The organism is Lysobacter sp. Root494 (assembly GCF_001427225.1).
Classification (GTDB): domain Bacteria; phylum Pseudomonadota; class Gammaproteobacteria; order Xanthomonadales; family Xanthomonadaceae; genus Agrilutibacter.
The window spans coordinates 386,213-406,082 of the sequence record NZ_LMFH01000005.1 but is presented as its reverse complement, the minus strand read 5'-3'; the positions used below and the strand labels follow the sequence as shown (position 1 = coordinate 406,082).

Annotated in this window: 17 protein-coding genes and 1 tRNA gene; 7 read left to right on the top strand and 11 right to left on the bottom strand. The window is 65.1% G+C overall.

From position 1 onward, the window contains the following. The first annotated feature begins 299 nt into the window (after positions 1 to 299). Both ASD14_RS05155 and katG read left to right on the top strand, forming a co-directional pair. On the top strand, positions 300 to 911 hold the full coding sequence (locus tag ASD14_RS05155) for a DUF937 domain-containing protein (RefSeq protein ID WP_056129982.1): 612 nt from the start codon (positions 300 to 302) through the stop codon (positions 909 to 911). A gap of 187 nt (positions 912 to 1,098) precedes the next feature. Next, the gene (gene katG / locus ASD14_RS05150; RefSeq protein WP_056129980.1) at positions 1,099 to 3,291 is read left to right on the top strand and encodes a catalase/peroxidase HPI; all 2,193 of its coding nucleotides are present in this window, start codon (positions 1,099 to 1,101) and stop codon (positions 3,289 to 3,291) included. 94 nt (positions 3,292 to 3,385) lie between these two features. Here the strand turns inward: katG and ASD14_RS05145 are convergent, their stop codons facing one another. The 6 genes from ASD14_RS05145 to ffh all read right to left on the bottom strand — a co-directional run bounded on the left by ASD14_RS05145 (position 3,386) and on the right by ffh (position 7,822). Continuing rightward, complete coding sequence (locus tag ASD14_RS05145; RefSeq protein WP_056129978.1) at positions 3,386 to 3,790, bottom strand: RNA-binding S4 domain-containing protein; 405 nt, start codon at positions 3,788 to 3,790, stop codon at positions 3,386 to 3,388. Positions 3,791 to 3,959: 169 nt separating this feature from the next. After that, positions 3,960 to 4,346 (bottom strand): 50S ribosomal protein L19, encoded by a 387-nt coding sequence (gene rplS, locus ASD14_RS05140; RefSeq protein ID WP_157475097.1) that lies wholly within the window; start codon positions 4,344 to 4,346, stop codon positions 3,960 to 3,962. A 235-nt stretch (positions 4,347 to 4,581) separates the two neighbouring features. Further along, positions 4,582 to 5,343 carry a tRNA (guanosine(37)-N1)-methyltransferase TrmD gene (gene trmD, locus ASD14_RS05135; RefSeq protein WP_056129975.1) on the bottom strand — a complete coding sequence of 254 codons (762 nt, stop codon included), beginning with the start codon at positions 5,341 to 5,343 and terminating at the stop codon, positions 4,582 to 4,584. Between the two features lie 90 nt (positions 5,344 to 5,433). Next, positions 5,434 to 5,952 carry a ribosome maturation factor RimM gene (gene rimM, locus ASD14_RS05130; protein ID WP_056129973.1) on the bottom strand — a complete coding sequence of 173 codons (519 nt, stop codon included), beginning with the start codon at positions 5,950 to 5,952 and terminating at the stop codon, positions 5,434 to 5,436. A gap of 52 nt (positions 5,953 to 6,004) precedes the next feature. Further along, a complete protein-coding gene (rpsP, locus tag ASD14_RS05125; protein ID WP_056129970.1) occupies positions 6,005 to 6,262 on the bottom strand; it encodes a 30S ribosomal protein S16 in 258 nt (85 codons plus the stop codon). Between the two features lie 192 nt (positions 6,263 to 6,454). After that, a complete protein-coding gene (ffh, locus tag ASD14_RS05120) occupies positions 6,455 to 7,822 on the bottom strand; it encodes a signal recognition particle protein (RefSeq protein ID WP_056129967.1) in 1,368 nt (455 codons plus the stop codon). A gap of 119 nt (positions 7,823 to 7,941) precedes the next feature. Here ffh and ccsA point away from each other — a divergent pair, with 119 nt between their 5' ends. The 5 genes from ccsA to ASD14_RS05095 all read left to right on the top strand — a co-directional run bounded on the left by ccsA (position 7,942) and on the right by ASD14_RS05095 (position 13,646). After that, positions 7,942 to 8,727, top strand: a complete 786-nt coding sequence (gene ccsA, locus ASD14_RS05115) for a cytochrome c biogenesis protein CcsA (RefSeq protein WP_056129965.1) — start codon at positions 7,942 to 7,944, stop codon at positions 8,725 to 8,727. A 102-nt stretch (positions 8,728 to 8,829) separates the two neighbouring features. Next, complete coding sequence (locus tag ASD14_RS05110) at positions 8,830 to 9,285, top strand: MarR family transcriptional regulator (RefSeq protein ID WP_056129962.1); 456 nt, start codon at positions 8,830 to 8,832, stop codon at positions 9,283 to 9,285. Position 9,286: 1 nt separating this feature from the next. After that, positions 9,287 to 10,774 (top strand): efflux transporter outer membrane subunit, encoded by a 1,488-nt coding sequence (locus ASD14_RS05105; RefSeq protein WP_056129959.1) that lies wholly within the window; start codon positions 9,287 to 9,289, stop codon positions 10,772 to 10,774. Further along, the gene (locus tag ASD14_RS05100) at positions 10,771 to 11,952 is read left to right on the top strand and encodes an efflux RND transporter periplasmic adaptor subunit (protein ID WP_056129956.1); all 1,182 of its coding nucleotides are present in this window, start codon (positions 10,771 to 10,773) and stop codon (positions 11,950 to 11,952) included. Before ASD14_RS05105 ends, ASD14_RS05100 begins: the two co-directional genes overlap by 4 nt. 134 nt (positions 11,953 to 12,086) lie before the next feature. Beyond that, the gene (locus ASD14_RS05095) at positions 12,087 to 13,646 is read left to right on the top strand and encodes a DHA2 family efflux MFS transporter permease subunit (protein ID WP_056129953.1); all 1,560 of its coding nucleotides are present in this window, start codon (positions 12,087 to 12,089) and stop codon (positions 13,644 to 13,646) included. Between the two features lie 228 nt (positions 13,647 to 13,874). Here ASD14_RS05095 and radA read toward each other — a convergent pair whose 3' ends face one another. The 5 genes from radA to ileS form a co-directional block, all read right to left on the bottom strand. Continuing rightward, positions 13,875 to 15,263 (bottom strand): DNA repair protein RadA, encoded by a 1,389-nt coding sequence (radA, locus tag ASD14_RS05090; RefSeq protein ID WP_056129950.1) that lies wholly within the window; start codon positions 15,261 to 15,263, stop codon positions 13,875 to 13,877. A 147-nt stretch (positions 15,264 to 15,410) separates the two neighbouring features. Continuing rightward, a tRNA-Thr gene (locus ASD14_RS05085) sits at positions 15,411 to 15,486 on the bottom strand. 37 nt (positions 15,487 to 15,523) lie between these two features. Then, positions 15,524 to 16,474: a 4-hydroxy-3-methylbut-2-enyl diphosphate reductase gene (gene ispH / locus ASD14_RS05080; RefSeq protein ID WP_056129947.1), complete on the bottom strand. Its 951-nt coding sequence runs from the start codon at positions 16,472 to 16,474 to the stop codon at positions 15,524 to 15,526. A gap of 9 nt (positions 16,475 to 16,483) precedes the next feature. After that, positions 16,484 to 16,996: a signal peptidase II gene (gene lspA / locus ASD14_RS05075; RefSeq protein ID WP_056129944.1), complete on the bottom strand. Its 513-nt coding sequence runs from the start codon at positions 16,994 to 16,996 to the stop codon at positions 16,484 to 16,486. Between the two features lie 72 nt (positions 16,997 to 17,068). Next, positions 17,069 to 19,867: an isoleucine--tRNA ligase gene (gene ileS, locus ASD14_RS05070; protein WP_056132120.1), complete on the bottom strand. Its 2,799-nt coding sequence runs from the start codon at positions 19,865 to 19,867 to the stop codon at positions 17,069 to 17,071. Positions 19,868 to 19,870 lie beyond the last annotated feature (3 nt).

Genomic DNA, 19,870 nt, shown 5'->3' with positions numbered 1-19,870 from the left:
GACGGAGCTCCGGGCTCGGACGACCGAGCAAAAGGCTCCGACCGCCGAAAAGATGGGCAGGACAGGGACCTGGCCTGATCGCCCGCGACCAGACACCGGCGCTGTGGGAGCGCACCGCAGGGGCGCGCCCCCCATGTGCTGCACCTGCGGCCGCGCCCTGCGGGGCGCTCCTGCCGGATGGGCGCTTCGCCTGCGCCGTGGGTGGTCGGCATCGGGGTTCCCCGGACATCGGCGCGTGAAGCGCCGCGCTAGTATCAGTCGCTCCGGCCAACGGGTCGGTTTACCAACAAGGATGCGACATGAGCAACTCTCTGGCCGAAGAACTCCTCCAGCAACTTCAGGGCGCACCGTTGCAGCAGCTCTCGCAGCAGCTTGGTACCGGGCACGCGGAGACTTCCAACGCGATCGGTACGGCCGTACCGCTGCTGCTCGGCGCGCTCGGCCGCAATGCCGCGCAGCCGTCCGGTGCAGATGCCTTGCTTGGTGCACTCCAGAACGACCACAGCGCCGGCCTCGACATCGGCAGCGTGCTCGGTTCGGTCCTCGGTGGCGCGCAGACGCGGCAGACCAACGGCGCCGCGATCCTGGGACATATCTTCGGCGACAACCAGGAACGTGCAGCCGCGGGCCTGGGCCAGGCTACGGGCCTGGGCAACGACAAGGCCACGATGCTGATGCAGGTTCTTGCGCCCATCGTGATGTCCTTCCTTGCTCAACGTTTCCTCGGAGGCCAGCAGGGCGGTGCTTCGCCGGCCGTGCTCGGACAGGTGCTCGGCCAGGAGCGACAGGCTGCACAGCAGAGCGGCGGCGGTGGCCTGCTCGGTGCGGTGTTCGACCAGGACGGCGATGGCCAGCTCGGACTGGGCGACCTGCTGAAGATCGGCGGCGGCCTGCTCGGCGGCAAGCGCTGAGCTGCCTCGTGATGGTGCTTCGATAGGTTCACCCTATCGAAGCAGTCTGATAGTTCAATTTCCCCGCATTCGCGAAACAACCTAGTGTTGGTTCGGACCAAGCACGTCGCATGTCCGGCGCCGTGCGAAGGATGCGGGCGCACAGCTGACGACTGACGCCTGCTCGACCCCACAGGAGAGCGGATGCATGTCCACAGCAGCGAAGTGCCCTTTCAACCACACCACCGTGGGGGGTGGCGCGCAGAACCGGAACTGGTGGCCGAACCAGTTGCGGGTCGACCTCCTCAACCAGCATTCCGATCGCTCGGATCCGATGGGCGGGGACTTCAACTACGCGGAAGAATTCAAAAAACTCGACTACGCCGCGCTGAAGCGGGACCTGCTCGCGCTGATGACCGATTCGCAGGACTGGTGGCCGGCCGACTTCGGCCATTACGGCCCGCAGTTCATCCGCATGGCATGGCATAGCGCCGGAACGTATCGCACCGGCGATGGCCGTGGCGGTGGCGGTCGTGGCCAGCAGCGCTTCGCGCCACTCAACTCGTGGCCCGACAACGTCAACATCGACAAATCGCGCCGCCTGCTGTGGCCCATCAAGCAGAAGTACGGCAAGCGGATCTCCTGGGCCGACCTGCTGATCCTGACCGGCAACGTCGCGCTGGAATCGATGGGCTTCAAGACGCTCGGCTTCGCTGGCGGGCGCCCGGACACGTGGGAACCCGACCAGGACGTCTATTGGGGTTCGGAAAAGGAATGGCTCGCCACCAGCGACAAGCCGGACAGTCGGTATTCCGGCAACCGCGACCTGGAAAACCCGCTCGCCGCCGTGCAGATGGGCCTGATCTACGTCAACCCGGAAGGCCCGGACGGCAATCCCGATCCGATTGCCGCAGCGAAGGACATCCGCGAAACGTTCGCGCGCATGGCGATGGACGATGAAGAGACCGTCGCGCTGATCGCGGGCGGCCATACCTTCGGCAAGGCGCATGGTGCCGGTCCGGCGACGCACGTGGGCTCCGCGCCGGAAGCGTGCGAAATGGAATCGCAGGGTTGCGGCTGGTGGAGCAGCTTCGGCAGCGGCAAGGCTGGCGACACGATCACCAGCGGCCTCGAAGTCACATGGAGCGACACGCCGACGCAATGGAGCCATTACTTTTTCGAGAACCTCTTCAAGTTCGAATGGGAACTCACGAAGAGCCCTGCCGGCGCGCACCAATGGGTCGCCAGGGGCGCCGACGAATGCATCCCGGATGCGCACGATCCTTCGAAGAAGCATCGCCCGACGATGCTGACCACCGACCTGTCGCTGCGCATGGATCCGGCTTACGAAAAGATCTCGCGCCGGTTCCTCGCCGACCCGCAGGCCTTTGCCGATGCGTTCGCACGCGCGTGGTTCAAGCTGACCCATCGCGACATGGGTCCGCGTGCGCGCTATCTCGGCCCGGAAGTGCCGGCGCAGGAATTCACCTGGCAGGATCCACTTCCGGTCGCCGATCACGCACTGATCGACGATGGCGACATCGCGGCGCTCAAGGCCAAGGTCCTGGCATCGGGTCTATCGGTTTCCGAGCTCGTGTCGGCGGCCTGGGCGTCGGCTTCGACCTTCCGCGGCTCCGACAAGCGTGGCGGCGCCAACGGTGCGCGCATCCGCCTGGCGCCGCAGAAGGATTGGGAAGTGAACCAGCCCGCGCAGCTCGCGAAAGTGCTGGAAGCGCTCGAGAGCATCCGCACCGGGTTCAACGGCGCCGCATCCGGCAACAGGAAGGTCTCCATTGCCGACCTGATCGTGCTGGCGGGCTGTGCCGCGGTCGAAGAGGCGGCGAAGAACGCGGGCGTCAACGTAACCGTGCCCTTCGCACCCGGTCGCGCCGATGCCTCGCAGGAGCAGACCGATATCGAATCGTTCTCGGTGCTTGAACCCTTCGCGGATGGTTTCCGCAACTACGTCAAGGGCAGATATTCCGTCCCGGCCGAAGCGCTGCTGGTCGACAAGGCCCAGCTGCTGACGCTGACCGCGCCGGAGATGACGGTGCTTGTCGGCGGCATGCGCGCCATCGGCACAAACGTCGGCCCCAGCCAGCATGGCGTCTTTACCCACAGGCCGGGCGCGCTCAGCAACGACTTCTTCACCAACCTGCTCGACATGGGCACGGAATGGAAGGCGGTTTCGAACGACAAGGCCGTCTTCGAGGGAAGGGACCGCAGATCGGGCGAACTGAAGTGGACGGGTACCCGGGTCGACCTGGTGTTTGGTTCCAACTCCGTTCTGCGCGCGATCGCTGAGGTGTACGCAAGCGCGGACGCGCAGGAGAAGTTCGTCCACGACTTCATCGCGGCCTGGAACAAGGTGATGAACCTGGATCGCTTCGATCTTGCGTGATCGCCGAGACGCTTGAATCAAAAAAGCCCCGCCGCGATGCGGGGCTTTTTACTGCGCTGTCCAGCTGGAGGTCGGCGCGAAGCAGCAGATCGTTTCAGGTCGCGTCGATATCGCCCAGCGCGCGAATCAGCCGGCGCGCACGCTTGTCCGGTTTGGTCTCGGGCGCCTGGTAGCCCGCGCGCGCGGCCGCACGCTCGGCGCGTTCGCTCTCGCGCTTTGCACGCGATGCTTCGGTTTCCGAATACAAGGTTTGCGCGACGCTCGCCGGACCGCGGATTGCACTCAGTGCGCGCACTTCGATCTCAAAGATTTCTTCACCGCGCATCACCTTCAGCGCGTCGCCGATGCGCACGCCGCGGGCGGGCTTCGCCCGCTGTCCGTCGATTTCGATCTTTCCGGTTTCGATCGCGTGCTTGGCGAGGGCCCGTGTCTTGAAGAAACGCGCGGCCCATAGCCACAGATCAAGACGGATGCTTTCCGGAGCAGTTGCATTGTTCATCGGGTGGATTATCCGCCGCTGTGCTTTTTCGCCGGTGAGCTGCGAGTGACCGATGCCATAACGGCCACGTTCGGAACATGCCGCTCGCGTCATCCATGTCGCACAAAAGCAAACGGCCGCCCGTTTGAAGGGGCGGCCGCCGTAGCGCTGTGCGCTGGTATTGCTGGAATTACTGGATCTTGGCCTTGGCGTAGGCGGCGAGGTCTTCCTTGATGCGCGCCTTCTTGCCTTCGAGGCCACGCAGGTAATACAGCTTGCCGGCGCGGACCTTGCCACGGCGCTTCACTTCGACCGAGTCGATGATCGCGCTGTGGGTCTGGAAGACGCGCTCGACGCCGTAGCCGTGCGAGATCTTGCGCACGGTGAAGGAGGAGTTCAGGCCGGCATTCTTGGTGCCGATCACCACGCCTTCATAGGCCTGGACGCGTTCGCGGTTGCCTTCCTTGACCTTCACGTTGACGACGATGGTGTCGCCCGGGCCGAAATCCGGCAGCTTGCGCTGCACCTGTTCGGCTTCGAAATTCTGCAGGAGCGTATGGAGCGAGGGCTTGTTCATGGGTGTGGCCTGTTGGATTAGTTGTAGCGCGAGTGCACGTGGACCCGCGTCTGGCATCGGTGGAGCGGTAAAACGAAGCCGCGCATTATAGCGGCAAATTTCCTTATGGCGCCAAGGGGTTAGCGGCGGCAGCCAACACCTATGGCAGGGGCGCCGGTCGCCGGCGGCGAACCAACCACCCCTTGGCACAGGGATCAGCGGTCGTCGGGACGGCGGTGACCTGGGCCTACCGGCCTCATCCATCAAAGTCGTCGCCAACTTCCGCGAAACGGGCGCGATATTCGTTCAATAGCTGGTGATCTGCCTTGGACAGCGCTGGCTCGTCAAGCAGGTCCGGTCGCCGCTGCCAGGTGCGGCCCAACGCTTCGCGGCGGCGCCAGCGGGCGATTTCCGCATGGTTGCCGGACATCAGGACATCCGGCACCCGCCCCAGCTCATGCTCGACCGGCCGGGTGTAATGCGGGCAATCCAGCAGGCCGCCTTCGAAGCTGTCCTGGGCTGCCGATTCGGCGTCGCTGAGGGCGCCTTCCTGCAGGCGGGCGACGGCGTCGATCACCACCGCGGCCGCCAGTTCGCCACCCGAGAGCACGTAGTCGCCAATCGATACTTCCTCATCGACCTCGGCTTCGATCAGTCGCTCGTCGACGCCCTCGTAGCGGCCGCACAGCAGGATCACGCGCTCGCGGGTTGCGAGTTCCCGCACCTTTGCCTGCGTGAGCGGCGCGCCCTGGGGAGTGAGATAGACGATCCGGGCCGGCGCCGGATCGGCTGCCCGCGCCGCCGCGATCGCAGCGCGCAGGGGATCGATCAGCATCACCATGCCAGGACCACCACCGAACGGTCTTTCGTCGACGCGGCGGTAATTGCCTTCGGCGTAGTCGCGGGGATTCCAGCCATGCAGCGACAGCAACTGGCGCTCGCCGGCGCGGCCGGTTACGCCGAAGGCGACGCACTGGGCGATGAAGTCGGGAAACAGGGTGATGACGTCGATGCGCACAGGGGCAGCCCGGATGGGAGACGGAGATTCTGGCATTCGGCGCGTTAGCAGGAGATCGGCGGCGCCCGGTGCGAGGCGGCGGAAGATCGCCTAGAAATCCGCATCCCAATCCACGGTCACGACACCCGCATCGAAATCGACGCCGGTGACGAACTGCGGCTCTACGAAGGGGATCATGCGCTCGCGCTCGCCATCGCGCGCCACCAGCACGTCGTTGGAGCCGGTGGAAAAAAGATGCGAAACGGTGCCGAAGTCCACACCTTCGGTATTCAGCACGCGCAAGCCTTCCAGATCGACCCAGTAGTACTCACCGGGTCGCGGCGGCGGCAGGACCGAACGGGGAACATAGATCTCGGTGCCGCGCATCGCTTCGACCGCATCGCGATCGGTGACGTCCGGAAACGTCGCGACAAGCGTCTTGCCACTTTCCTTGCCCCGCACGCCGTGCAGCTCGCGCTCGTTACCCTGGGGATCGCGCAGGATCCACGGCTGGTAGCGGAAGATGGCGATTCGCGGCTCGGTCCAGGACTCGAGTTTGGCTTCGCCACGAACGCCAAAGGCGCCGTTCACCCTGCCCAGCAGGATGCGGCGCCCTTGATCGTCATTCATTGGAACGGCTGGCAGAAGTGGCCGCGCGAAGTTCGGTTCGCGCGGCTGGCACTCAGGCCGCGGTCGCGGTCTTGGCCGCTTCCTTGTAGAGCACGGCGACCTTGTCGGTCAGCTGCGCACCCTTCGAAACCCAGTGCTTGACGCGTTCGACGTCGAGCTCGACGCGCTTCTCGGCACCCTGCGCGACCGGGTTGTAGAAACCCACGCGCTCGATGTTGCGGCCGTCGCGCGCGCTGCGGCTGTCGGTGACGATGACGTGGTAGAAGGGGCGCTTCTTGGCGCCGCCACGGGTAAGGCGGATCTTGACCATTACAGTTCTCGTGTTGCCCAGCTGCCGGAATGGCAGGGTAAGCAGGCAATTGTAAGCCATTGAATCGGCCCGGGAAACCGCTCGCCTCAAAAATTGGCAACTTGAGGGTCTCCGCGCCGCCGCGCGCCCGTGAAAAGGGACGTGCGGCCGCTTTTCTCTCGCTCAGGCGACGGACACAACCGGGGTTGGCTGTTACCGGAACGGCATCCCGCCGCGGCCGCCCATCATTCCCTTCATCCCGCGCATGAGGCCCTTCATGCCCCCGCCGGACAGCTTGCTCATCATCTTTTCCATCTGCTGATACTGCTTCATCAGCTTGTTCACGTCGGCGGGCGTGAGGCCGGCGCCCTTGGCAATGCGGGCCCGGCGCGAACCGTTCAACAGGTCGGGATTGCGGCGCTCCCGGGGCGTCATCGAATTGATGATCGCGACCATGCGCGGGACTTCCTTGCCGGTGACCTGGTTCTTCACGTTGTCCGGGATCTGGCCCATGCCCGGCAGCTTGTCCATGAGGCCGGAGATGCCGCCCATGTTCTGCATCTGCTCGAGCTGGTCCTTGAGGTCATTGAGGTTGAAGCGCTTGCCCTTGGCGACCTTCTCGGCGAGCTTCGCCGCCTTGTCCTTGTCGACCTGCTGCTCGACCTGCTCGACCAGCGACAGCACGTCGCCCATGTCGAGGATGCGGCTCGCGATGCGATCCGGATGGAAGACGTCGAGTCCGTCCAGCTTCTCGCCCGTACCGATGAACTTGATCGGACGGTGGGTGATGTAACGCACCGACAGCGCGGCGCCGCCGCGGGCGTCACCATCGGTCTTGGTGAGCACGACGCCGGTAAGCGGCAGCGCTTCGGAAAAGTGTTTCGCGGTGACCGCGGCGTCCTGGCCCGTCATCGAGTCGACGACGAACAGGGTTTCGACCGGATTCACCGCGCCGTGCAGCGCCTTGATCTCGGCCATCATCGCTTCGTCGATCGAGGTGCGGCCGGCGGTGTCGACGATGAGGACGTCGACGTACGACTTGCGCGCATCCTCGATCGCGGCCTTCACGATCGCTTCGGGCTTCTGCGAGGGATCCGACGGGAAGAACAGCACGTCGACCTGCTGCGCCAGCGTCTTCAGCTGCTCGATCGCGGCTGGACGGTAGACGTCCGCGCTGACCACCATGACCTTCTTCCTGCGCTTTTCCTTCAGGTGCCTGGCGAGCTTGCCGACCGTCGTGGTCTTGCCCGCGCCCTGCAGGCCCGCCATGAGGATGACGGCCGGTGCCGGCACGTTGAGATTCAGTTCGGCCGCAGTCGAACCCATGACGGCCGAGAGCTCGTCGCGTACGACCTTGATCAGCGCCTGGCCCGGCGTGAGCGACTTGAGGACTTCCTGGCCGACCGCGCGGACCTTGATGCGTTCGATCAGCGCCTGCACGACCGGCAACGCAACGTCGGCTTCGAGCAGCGCGATACGCACTTCGCGCGTGGCTTCGCGGATGTTCTCCTCGGTCAGGCGTCCACGGCCACGCAGGCGGTCGATGGTGCCGGAAAGACGCTGGGTGAGGGATTCGAACATGCCGGGAACCTGCGCGCATAAAACGAAAAACGGGCGCGAATTATACGGGCTGCAAGCGCTCGCCCGCGCACGGATTCAGGGGGCGACCGCTCGCGTCGGGCGTATGCGACACTGCGCCGATGACAATCGTTCTCATCGCCGTCGTTCTTTATCTCACCGCTGCTGGCCTGCTGGTCTTCCAGTTGCGGCAGGAAGGCACGCGTAGCCTGAGCTGGCTGCTACCCGCACTCGTCGCGGTAGTACTGCATCTCTCGGCACATGCGATGACCTGGCGAAACGCGGGCGGTGCGGATCTGCACTTTTTTTCGGCACTCTCGCTGGTGGCGCTCGGCATGGCGGCGATGACGACGCTGTACGGTGCCGCCGGCCGCATGGCGGCGCTCGGAGTCGTCGTGTTTCCGATCGCCGCGGCGTTGCTGGCGGCCTATGCGAACTACGGGCACGTCACGGCCGAAGCTCTGGACTGGCGCCTGCAATTGCACGCCTGGTGCGCACTCCTGGCCTACGCGACGTTGGCGATCGCAGCGCTGCTGGCGATCACCTCGTGGCTGCAGGAACGTGCACTGCGCCGGCGCGAGTTCCATGGCTGGTTGCGTGCACTGCCGCCGCTGGTCGAACTCGAGAGCCTGCTGTTCCGCACGATCGCGGTCGGCTTCGTGCTGCTCTCGGCCACCCTGCTGACCGGCGTCCTCTTCGTGGAAAACCTCTTCGCCCAGCACCTGGTCCACAAGACCGTGCTCAGCGTGCTCTCCTGGCTGCTGTTCGGCGGACTCCTGCTCGGACGCTGGCGGCGTGGCTGGCGCGGGGAAACCGCGGTTCGCTGGACCCTTACCGCCATGGGCCTTCTGGTCCTCGCCTTTTTCGGCAGCAAATTCGTCCTGGAAGTCCTGCTGGGTCGGGCGTGAGTCCTGAACGGCGATCCTGAGGGCTGATCAGCGCTCAGCATTCCATTGCTGCAACAATATTTGCCTTGACAAATATTGCACTGGCCGACATATTTGCGCGCCATGAAAACGATCCCCTCCGTCGCCTGTGGCGGCTCGACCCTCGCCCTGCTCCTGCGCGAAATCCGGGCCGGCTTCTGGACCCAGATCGAAGCGGAGATGCGTGCCGCCGGCCATGAGCTCAACTTCAGCCAGTACGTAACGCTGAAGCACCTCGCCGAGGGCACCGCGAGCGTTACCGACCTCGCCAACGTCGCCCAGGTGAATCCGGGGGCCATGACCCGGCTGCTGGACAAGCTTGAGCAGCGCGGCATCGTCGCCCGCGTCGCTGATCCCACGGACCGCCGGGCGTTGCGGATCCACCTGACCGAAGCGGGCGTAGCGATCTGGCAGGACATCAACCATTGCGGGCAGCGCGTACGCGAACGCGCGATGCGTGGCATGAGCGATGCCGATCGCGACACGCTCACCCGCCTCCTCGCCCAGGTTCGCGACAATCTTTCTCCTTCGGAAGGCTGACATGTCCCTCACCTCCCCCCGCCGCCTGCAGGTTCCGCTTGCGCTGGCACTCACCCTGTTCGTCGCGGCGTGCGCCAGCACGCGCGGACTCGAGCCACAAGGCCGGCTCCTGGATGGGGATTCGCTCGCCACGTCCCAGAGCTTCGGCAATGCGCAATCCGATGCAGGTTTCCCGCAGCAGGACTGGTGGAGATCGCTCGGCGATCCGCAACTCGATGCGCTGATCGCCGAAGGTCTTGCCGGCACGCCTTCGCTGGATGCCGCCGACGCGCGCGTTCGCCTGGCGATTGCACAAGCCGGTCTCGCCGACGCTGCGGGCAAGCCGACGCTAGGCGCTACCGCGCAGTACTCGGGCGTGCAGATTCCCGAAACGGTCGCACCGCCCCCGATCGGCGGTGACTACGTGGGAGTGACCCTGGTCGGCCTGCAGTTCAAGTACAGCCCCGACATCTGGGGTGGCCATCGCGCACGCACGCAGGCCGCGATCGGACAGGCGCGCGCGGCCGAAGTCGATGCCCAGGCTGCGCGGCTGACGCTGTCGTCGAACATCGCGCGGGCCTACGTATCGTTGGCACAGGCGCATGAAGCCGCCGACATCGCGAAGGCGGATGAACAGCGCGCGTCGCACCTGCTCGAACTGGGCCGACAGCGCGTCAAGGCCGGACTCGACAACCAGCTGCAGATCCGCAATGCGGAAACCGCGGTCGCCACTGCACAGCAGCAGGCTGAAGCCGCGCAACAGCAGATCGATGCCGCGCGCAATGCGCTGGCGGCGTTGCTCGGCAAGGGGCCGGATCGTGGCCTGGAAATCGCGCGTCCGTCGCTGCTTTCCGCACCCACGCCGAGCGTTCCATCTGTCGTTCCCAGCGAGTTGCTGGGACATCGCCCGGACGTCGTCGCGGCGCGCTGGCGCGTGGAAGCCGCACGCCATGGCATCAAGGCGAGCAAGGCGGAGTTCTATCCGACCGTGAACCTCAGCGCGCTCGTCGGCGTGGCCGCCGGCAATCTCTCGGACCTGTTTTCCAGCGACGCGTTGCTCGCACAGGGCGGGCCGGCGATCAGCCTGCCGATCTTCGATGGCGGCCGCCTTCGCAACAACCTCGCCAAAAGCGACGCCGACTACGACCTCACCGTAGCGACGTACAACCAGAACCTCGTCGGAGCGCTGCGCGAAGTCAGCGACGCGTTGCAGGCGTCGCGATCACTCGATGCACAGATCGCTGCGACCAGGCGCGCGCAGGAATCCGCGCAGGCGGCATGGCAACTCGCCACGACCCGCTACAAGGCCGGACTCGGCACGCAGCTCGATGTACTCAATGCGCAGCGTCCGCTGCTGCAGATCGAACAACAGGTCGCCGCATTGCGCGCGCAACGTCTCGCCGCCGCGATCGATCTCGATCGTGCGCTCGGCGGAGGTCTCGCATTCGCCGCACCGCCAGCGACCGAACTCCAGGACAACAACGACATCAGCAAGGCCCCCACGCCATGACAACCGAAATCAATCCGAACGCCGCCCCGGCACCGGCTCCCACCAGCAAGCGCAAGCGCGCGCTGACCATCCTGGCGATCGTGGTCGTGATCGCCGGCATCGCCTGGGCGCTGTGGTACCTGCTGGTCGCGCGCTGGCACGAAAGCACCGACGACGCCTACGTGCAGGGCAATGTCGTCGCGATCACGCCACAGGCGCCGGGCACCGTAGTCAGCATCGGCGCCGACGATGGCATGAAGGTCAATGCAGGCCAGGTGCTGGTGCAACTCGATCCGAACGACGCACGCGTTGCGTATGAACAGGCCGTGGCCAATCTCGCCAATACCGTACGCCAGGTCCGAGGGCTGTACAGCGCAGTGGAAGCCGGCCACGCCGACATCGCGGCTCGTCGAGTCGCCGTGGAGAAGGCGCGCGCCGACGTACAGCGTCGCGAAGGCCTCGTCGCCAGCGGCGCGGTATCAGCCGAAGAGCTGGCGCATGCCCGCGACGAACTCGCCGCCTCGCAGGCGGCGTTGTCGGCTTCGAACGAGAACCTCGCGCGCAACCGTGCGCTCGTCGATGCCACCACCGTCATGGACCAACCGCAGGTGAAGGCCGCTGCCGCGCAGCTTCGCCAGGCGTATCTCAACAACCAGCGCATGGCGATCGTCGCGCCAGTGTCGGGCTACGTCGCCAGGCGCAGCGTGCAGCTGGGCCAGCGTGTGCAGCCGGGCACGGCACTGATGACGATCGTGCCGCTGGAGCAGGCGTGGGTCGAAGCGAACTTCAAGGAAACGCAGCTCGCGAAGATGCGCATCGGCCAGCCGGTGGAGCTGCATTCGGATCTGTACGGCGACGACATCGAATTCGACGGCAAGCTCGCCAGCGTCGGCCTCGGCACCGGCAGCGCGTTCGCCCTGCTGCCGGCGCAGAACGCGAGCGGCAACTGGATCAAGATCGTGCAGCGCGTGCCTGTCCGCATAGAAGTCGATCGCAGGCAGCTCGCCGAGCATCCACTGCGCATCGGCCTGAGCATGCACGCCGACGTATCGCTGCGCGACCAGAGCGGCCCCGTGCTCGCAACTGCGCCGCAGGAGAAGCCCGTGTTGACCACGCAGGCGTATTCGAAGCAGCTCGCGGATGCGGATGCGGTGATCCAGAAGGTCGTCCGCGAAAACCTGCCGCGCAGCCACGGCTGATCGGCAGCTACTCGCGACTCCCGCCTTCGCCGATGCCAAGCGAACTTGAATATCGTCGTGGACGGACAGGCTCGCGCGGCAAGTCGAAGCAAAGTCACTGGATCCCCGCCTGGCGGGGATGACGAGCAAGGTCCATGTCCTCACCCTCCCCCGCCAATCAGGCTCCGGCCAACGGCTTCCGTCCGCCCAACATCGCACTGACCACGCTCGGCCTCGCGCTGGCGTCGTTCATGCAGGTGCTGGACCTGACGATCGCCAACGTCTCGCTGCCGACGATCTCCGGCAACCTCGGCGGCAGCGCCAACCAGGCGACCTGGGTCATCACGTCGTTTGCGGTCAGCAATGCGATTGCATTGCCGCTGACCGGCTGGCTGACGCGCCATTTCGGCGAACGCAAGCTGTTCGTGTGGGCCACGTTCCTGTTCGTCATCGCGTCCCTGCTCTGCGGCCTGGCCAACAGCATGGGTTTGCTGGTGCTGGCCCGCGCAGTGCAGGGTTTCGTCGCCGGACCGATGTATCCGATCACGCAGGCGCTGCTGATCTCGATCTATCCACCGCACAAGCGCGGACAAGCGATCGCATTGCTCGCGATGGTGACGGTCGTGGCCCCGATCGCGGGCCCGATCCTCGGTGGCTGGATCACCGACAACTACAGCTGGGAATGGATCTTCTTCATCAACGTGCCGATCGGCCTGTTCGCGAGCTTCGTGGTCGGGCGACAGCTGAAGGGACGTCCGGAGCGGCTGGAGAAGCCGAAGATGGATTACGTCGGCCTGGTCACGCTGGTCCTCGGCGTCGGTGCGCTGCAGGTACTGCTCGACCTCGGCAACGACGAGGACTGGTTCCGCTCGCAGCTGATCGTGTGGCTGGCGATCATCTCTACGATCTCACTGGCGGTGTTCGTCATCTGGGAAATGACCGACAAGGATCCCATCGTCAACCTGCGCCTGTTCCGGCATCGTAACTTCAGCGCGGGAACGGCGGCGATGGTGGTCGCCTATGCGGCGTTCTTCAGCGTCGGCATCCTGGTGCCGCTGTGGTTGCAGCGGAACCTGGGGTTCACGCCGATCTGGGCGGGCTTCGCAACGGCGCCGATCGGCATCCTGCCCGTGATCCTTACGCCCTTCGTGGGCAAGTACGCGCACAAGTTCGATCTGCGCATGCTCGCCACGCTTGCATTCATTGCGATGTCGGCGACGAGTTTCATGCGCTCGGGCTTCAACCTGGACGTCGACTTCAACCACATCGCGTGGGTGCAGTTGCTGCAGGGCTTCGGCGTGGCGCTCTTCTTCATGCCGGTGCTGCAGATCCTGTTGTCGGACCTGCAGCCGCACGAGATCGCTGCAGGCTCAGGGCTCGCGACCTTCATGCGAACATTGGGCGGCAGCTTCGCGGCCTCGCTGACGACTTACGCGTGGAGCGAACGCGGCGCCGTGCACCACGCGCACCTGACCGAAAAGCTGTCGAGCACCGATCCGAACGTGATCGAAGCCGTCACGCGGCTGGGCCAGGGCGACCTGCAACGCGGCGCCTTCGTCATGGAACGCATGATTTCGAACCAGGCGGCGCAGCTCGGTTTCAACGAGATCTTCCACCTGCTCGGCATCATCTTCCTCGTGGTGATCGCGTTCGTGTGGCTGGCGAAGCCGCCGTTCGTTGCGAAGGCAGGACCTGAGGCCGCAGGCGGGCACTGATTCGTCATGCTCCGCCGCGACGCGTGGCGGAGCTGTATGGGCAGAGATACGCCACTCCGCGGCAACTCCGGCGTCGACAGCTTCCGTGCGACCGGAACCATCGACCATTCCAAATGCATTTGGCCGGCTTGCCTTGCCTTCAATCAGTTCCAGTGCCGACACTTCTGGGCGCGCCAGGGGCAGTGACCAGCCCGTGTGCACTTAGCACTTACAAATCCAGCGCGTTGCTTATGCCTGCTCGAGCGCCTCGGCCAGGCGTTCGACCGCGATGACTTCCATTCCCTTGAAACTGCCTGCCTTCGGCGCATTGCCTTTGGGCACGATCGCGCGCTTGAAGCCGTGCGTCGCGGCTTCCTTCAGGCGCTCCTCGCCATTGGGCACCGGGCGGATTTCACCGGACAGGCCGACTTCCCCGAACGCAATCGTCTGCTCCGCCAAGGGCCGGTCGCGAAGCGACGACAGCACGGCAAGCAGCACCGGCAAGTCGACCGCGGTTTCCTGCACCCGGATGCCGCCCACGACGTTGACGAAAACGTCCTGATCGCCGACAGCAACACCGCCATGGCGATGCAATACCGCAAGCAGCATCGCCATGCGATTGCCTTCCATGCCGACGGCTACGCGGCGCGGATTCGACAACGGCGATGAATCCACCAATGCCTGCACTTCGACCAGCAACGGGCGGGTGCCTTCGCGCGTCACCATCACGCAGCTGCCCGGCTGCGGAGCGCTGTTGCCGGAAAGAAAGATCGCGGAAGGATTGGGCACTTCGCGCAGGCCCTTGTCGCCCATCGCGAAAACACCGAGTTCGTTCACCGCGCCGAAGCGATTCTTGAAGGCACGCAGCACGCGGAAGCGGCTGCCGCTCTCGCCTTCGAAATACAGGACGGCGTCGACCATGTGCTCGAGCACGCGCGGACCGGCGATGCCGCCTTCCTTGGTGACGTGGCCGACGAGGAAAACAGCGGTGCCTGTTTCCTTGGCGAAGCGGACCAGCCGCGCGGCGGATTCACGCACCTGGCTGACTGAACCCGGCGCGGCGCTCAACGATTCCGTCCAGAGCGTCTGCACGGAGTCGGCGACGATGAGTTGCGGGCGCATCGCTGCCGCGTGCTCAAGGATGCGCTCTACGCAGGTTTCGGCGAGGGCATGCACGCCGTCCAGCGGCAGGCCGAGGCGAGAAGCACGGCCTGCGACCTGCGCGAGCGATTCCTCACCGGTGACGTAAAGCCCCGGCATTGTGGACGCCAGCTTGGTAACCGCCTGCAACAGCAGCGTCGACTTGCCGATGCCCGGATCACCACCCACCAGCACCACCGAGCCATGCACGAGCCCACCGCCGAGCACGCGGTCCAGCTCACCGATACCGGTGGACGCGCGCGCGTCTTCGTGATGGCGCACATCCTTGAGTGCGGTGACCTTGGGCGCGTCCGCCGCGCCTGCCCAACTGCTGCGGCGGCTCGCGGCAACGCCCTTGGCTGCCGATGCCGGTTCCAGGACGACCTCGCTCAAGGTGTTCCAGACGCCGCATTCGCCGCACTGGCCTTGCCACTTGCCGAATTCGGCGCCGCATTCGTTGCAGACGTAGGCGGTCTTGCGGGTTGCGGTCTTGGCCATGGTCCGGAGCAGAACGGGAATGTTTTGCACTGTAACGGGACGCGGTCTCGGAACGCGAGACTGGAACACGGCCGAAGGCACCCGGAGGCGGAGTGCAATGCCCAAAAGCAGAAGGCCGCCCTTTCGGAGCGGCCTTCTGTCTTCACTTGGTGCCGGAGATAGGAATCGAACCTACGACCCCATCATTACGAATGACGTGCTCTACCAACTGAGCTACTCCGGCGAAGGGGCGGAATTGTAGGCGTTCGAGCGCAGGAGGGTCAATCGACCAGCTGCACCCGCAGTTCCTTGGGGAGGGCGAAAACCATGTTCTCGGGTTCCCCCGAGAGCTCGCCCACCTGATCCGCACCCAGTTCGCGCAGGCGCTCGATCACACCGCGGACCAATATCTCCGGAGCGGAGGCGCCTGCGGTGATGCCGATGCGCTTGCGGCCCTGCACCCAGCGTGGGTCGATCTCGACCGCCCCGTCGATCAGATGGGCTTCGACGCCCTCGCGTTCCGCGAGTTCACGCAGGCGATTGGAGTTCGAACTGTTGGGCGAGCCGACTACCAGCACCAGATCGCACTGCGAGGCTAGTTCGCGCACGGCATCCTGCCGGTTCTGCGTGGCGTAGCAGATGTCGTCGTTCCTGGGCCCCTGGATCGCGGGGAACCTGGCCTTCAGCGCCTCGATGACGACGCGCGTGTCGTCCACGGACAACGTCGTCTGCGTCGTATAGGCGAGGTTGTCGGGCTGGCTGACCCGCAGCGCGGCGACATCCTCGATGTCTTCGACCAGATAGATCTGGCCGGTGCCCGCTTCGCGCCGCCACTGTCCCATCGTCCCTTCGACTTCAGGATGACCATCGTGGCCGATCAGCACGACATCGCGGCCGGCTCGGCAATTACGCGCGACTTCCAGGTGCACCTTGGTGACCAGCGGGCAGGTCGCGTCGAAGACCTTCAGTCCGCGGCGCGTCGCTTCGTTGCGCACGGCCTGCGAGACGCCATGGGCACTGAAGATGACCGTGGCGTTGTCGGGCACTTCGTCGAGTTCTTCGACGAAGATCGCGCCGCGATGCTTCAAATCGTCGACGACGAAGCGGTTGTGCACGACTTCATGGCGGACATAGATCGGCGCGCCCAAGGTCTCCAGGGCGCGCTTCACGATCTCGATGGCGCGGTCTACGCCGGCACAGAAGCCGCGGGGGTTGGCTAGCAGGACATCCATGCGGCGATTTTACTCCGCCCGCCCGGCATCGGCCGCATGCGCGCTACCCAGCAGGCCAAACAGCGCGATCCCGACCGCACCGGCAACGATGGCCGAGTCGGCGATGTTGAACGCGGGCCAATAATGGTCCCGCCAGTACCACTGGATGAAATCGATGACTTTGCCGTGAATGAGGCGGTCGATCACGTTGCCGATCGCGCCGCCGATCACCAGCGCGTACGGGAGCGCCGTGCGCCAATCCCTGCGGGGCGTGCGCGTCAGCCAGTAACCCAGCATCGCACTGATGCCAAAAGCCAGCGCGGTGAACAGGTACTTCTGCCAGCCACCCGCATCGCTCAGGAAGCTGAAGGCTGCGCCGGTGTTGTAGGTCCGGTACCAGTTCCAGAAGCCGTCGATGACGGGCACGGCCTTGAATTCCGGCAACGAAGCCAGGACCCAGCTCTTGCTCCATTGGTCGAGGACGATGATCGCGATCGACAGCAGGAGCCAGGTGAGCGCGTTGGGTTTGATGTGTTTTGGCATTGTTGCCCTTGCTGTTTGACTTGGTTCGTCTTCCCGCTTTCGCGGGAATGACGAACAAAAAACGGCCTTCGGTCAGAACCAGCGACGGTCCTCACCCGGCCCTTCCACATTGCTCACGCAACGCGCGCAAAGCTCCGGATGCCCGGCATCCACGCCCACGTCCGCTCGACGCTGCCAGCAACGCACGCACTTCACCTTCGTCGTCGGTGCGGCGAGCACGGCGATGTCCTTGGCTGCATCGTCCGCGAGCACTTCGACGTCGCCGCTGATGAACAGGAAGCGAAGCTCATCTGCCATGGGCGCCAGCCAGTTCTGGTCGGCGACGCTGCAGCGCAGCCCGATCTCCGCATCGAGCGCGGCACCGATTTCGCCCGCGGCACGCATGGGCTCGAGCGTGCGGCTGACTTCTTCGCGCAAGGCCAGCAGGCGATCGAAGTCGGCCGCCGACAGCTCCGCGTTTTCGGGCAGCGGCGATAGTCCCTCGTACCAGGTGGCGAACAGGACGTTGTCCTCGCGTTCGCCAGGAAGATAACGCCACATCTCGTCGGCGGTGAAGCTCAGGATCGGCGCGATCCAGCGCACGAACGCCTCGGCGATCCGGAACATGGCGCTCTGCGCCGAACGTCGCCCGCGCGAATCCTCGCGCATCGTGTACAGCCGGTCCTTGGTGACGTCGAGGTACAGCGAGCCCAGGTCGACGCTGCAGAAATTCGACAAGGCCTGCACGATGGCCGCGAAGTCGTATTCCCCGTACGCCTGCGCAATCTGCTGCTGCACCTCATGCGCGCGATGCACGATCCAGCGATCCAGCGCGACCATGTCGTCAAGCGGGCGCAGGTCGCGCACCGGATCGAAGCCATTGAGGTTCGCCAGCAGGAAACGCGCGGTGTTGCGGATGCGGCGGTACACGTCGCCGCTGCGCTTGAGGATGTTGTCGGAGACCGACATCTCGTTGCGATAGTCGGTCGAGGCGATCCACAGGCGCAGTACATCGGCGCCCATCGCGTTGATCACCTTTTGCGGTTCAACGGTATTGCCGATCGACTTCGACATCTTCTTGCCCTGCTCGTCGACGGTGAAACCGTGCGTCAGGACCTGCCGGTACGGTGCGACGCCGTCCATCGCTACGCCCGTGAGCAGCGAGCTATGGAACCAGCCGCGATGCTGGTCGGAACCTTCCAGATACAGATCAGCCGGCTTGTACAACCCATCCTGCGGACGCTGCGCGAGCACGCATTCGTGCGTGACGCCCGAGTCGAACCACACATCGAGGATGTCGGTGACCTTGTCGTACTTCGACGCATCTTCCCCGAGCAGCGAAGCCGGATCGAGCGAATACCACGCATCGACGCCCTCCCGTTCGACCACGTCGGCGACCTGGCGCATCAGTTCGGCCGCGCGCGGGTGCGGTTCATGCGTTTCGCGATCGACGAACAACGCGATCGGCACGCCCCACGTACGCTGGCGGCTGATGCACCAATCGGGACGACCTTCGATCATGCCGAAGATGCGCGCTTCGCCCCACTCCGGGATCCACTTGACCTTGCCGATTTCGTGCAGTGCATCGCCGCGCAGGTTCGCCTGCTCCATCGAAATGAACCATTGCGGTGTGGCGCGGAACACAACCGGGGTCTTGTGGCGCCAGCAATGCGGATAACTGTGTTCGAGCTTGGCGAACGCGAGCAGGTGGCCGCTGTTGCGCAGCACTTCGACAAGAACGTCGTTCGCCTTCCAGATGTGCAGGCCGGCCAAGGTCACGCCATCGGCTGGTGGCGTCGATGGCAGGTACAGGCCGCGACCGTCGACGGGATTCATCTGCGCCGCGGTGTATTTCTCGATCAGGCCGTAACGCTGACCGACGACGAAGTCTTCCTGGCCGTGGCCCGGCGCGGTGTGGACGACACCGGTACCGTCGTCGGCGGTGACGTGTTCACCCACGAGTACCGGAATGTCGCGTTCGGCATAGAACGGATGCTGCAGGTGCTGGCCTTCCAGTTCGCTGCCGTTGACGTTGCCGAGCACGACGACGTTGTTCACGCCATAACGGGCAAGCGCCTTCGTCGCCAACGCCTCGGCGATCACGAGCAGGCGGCGGCGACCGTCTGCATGCGCCGGGCCTTCGACCAGCACGTATTCGAGATCCGCGCCGACAGTAACCGCGAGGCTCGCCGGCAACGTCCACGGCGTGGTCGTCCAGATCGGAAGGGCGACATCGGTGCCTTCTTCCAGCGACACGCCAAATACATCGCCTAGCTTCTGCGGGTTGCGTGCGCTGTAAGCGACGTCGATGGCCGGCGAAACCTTGTCGGCGTACTCGATCTCGGCTTCGGCGAGCGCCGATCCGCAATCGAAGCACCAGTGCACCGGCTTCGCGCCGCGCAGCAGATGACCGCGCTCGATGATCTTCGCGAGCGAACGCATGATTCCTGCCTCGGTGGCGAAATCCATCGTGCGATAGGGATGCTCCCAGTCGCCGAGCACGCCCAGGCGCTTGAAGTCGCGGCGCTGCAGGTCGATCTGCTCGGTCGCGTACTCGCGGCACTTCGCACGGAAGGCGGCGGCGTCGAGTTTGTCGCCGACCTTGCCGAACTTCTTCTCCACCGCGTGCTCGATCGGCAGGCCGTGGCAATCCCAGCCCGGCACGTAAGGCGCGTCGAAGCCGGCTAGCAGCTTCGACTTCACGATGACGTCCTTCAGCACCTTGTTGACGGCGTGGCCAATGTGGATCGCGCCGTTGGCGTACGGCGGGCCGTCGTGCAGCACGAAGCTCTTCTCGCGCTTGCCGGTCTTCTCGCGAATCCGCTGGTACAGGCCCTCGGTTTCCCAGCGCGCGAGCGTTTCGGGTTCGCGCTTGGGCAGGTCGCCGCGCATCGG

Bases quoted from the DNA above. Each gene is read 5' to 3' on its own strand.
- ASD14_RS05155 (WP_056129982.1), top strand. From the start codon at position 300: ATGAGCAACTCTCTGGCCGAAGAACTCCTCCAGCAACTTCAGGGCGCA.
- katG (WP_056129980.1), top strand. From the start codon at position 1,099: ATGTCCACAGCAGCGAAGTGCCCTTTCAACCACACCACCGTGGGGGGT.
- ASD14_RS05145 (WP_056129978.1), bottom strand. From the start codon at position 3,790: ATGAACAATGCAACTGCTCCGGAAAGCATCCGTCTTGATCTGTGGCTA.
- rplS (WP_157475097.1), bottom strand. From the start codon at position 4,346: ATGAACAAGCCCTCGCTCCATACGCTCCTGCAGAATTTCGAAGCCGAA.
- rimM (WP_056129973.1), bottom strand. From the start codon at position 5,952: ATGAATGACGATCAAGGGCGCCGCATCCTGCTGGGCAGGGTGAACGGC.
- rpsP (WP_056129970.1), bottom strand. From the start codon at position 6,262: ATGGTCAAGATCCGCCTTACCCGTGGCGGCGCCAAGAAGCGCCCCTTC.
- ffh (WP_056129967.1), bottom strand. From the start codon at position 7,822: ATGTTCGAATCCCTCACCCAGCGTCTTTCCGGCACCATCGACCGCCTG.
- ccsA (WP_056129965.1), top strand. From the start codon at position 7,942: ATGACAATCGTTCTCATCGCCGTCGTTCTTTATCTCACCGCTGCTGGC.
- ASD14_RS05110 (WP_056129962.1), top strand. From the start codon at position 8,830: ATGAAAACGATCCCCTCCGTCGCCTGTGGCGGCTCGACCCTCGCCCTG.
- ASD14_RS05105 (WP_056129959.1), top strand. From the start codon at position 9,287: ATGTCCCTCACCTCCCCCCGCCGCCTGCAGGTTCCGCTTGCGCTGGCA.
- ASD14_RS05100 (WP_056129956.1), top strand. From the start codon at position 10,771: ATGACAACCGAAATCAATCCGAACGCCGCCCCGGCACCGGCTCCCACC.
- ASD14_RS05095 (WP_056129953.1), top strand. From the start codon at position 12,087: ATGTCCTCACCCTCCCCCGCCAATCAGGCTCCGGCCAACGGCTTCCGT.
- radA (WP_056129950.1), bottom strand. From the start codon at position 15,263: ATGGCCAAGACCGCAACCCGCAAGACCGCCTACGTCTGCAACGAATGC.
- ispH (WP_056129947.1), bottom strand. From the start codon at position 16,474: ATGGATGTCCTGCTAGCCAACCCCCGCGGCTTCTGTGCCGGCGTAGAC.
- lspA (WP_056129944.1), bottom strand. From the start codon at position 16,996: ATGCCAAAACACATCAAACCCAACGCGCTCACCTGGCTCCTGCTGTCG.
- ileS (WP_056132120.1), bottom strand. From the start codon at position 19,867: ATGCGCGGCGACCTGCCCAAGCGCGAACCCGAAACGCTCGCGCGCTGG.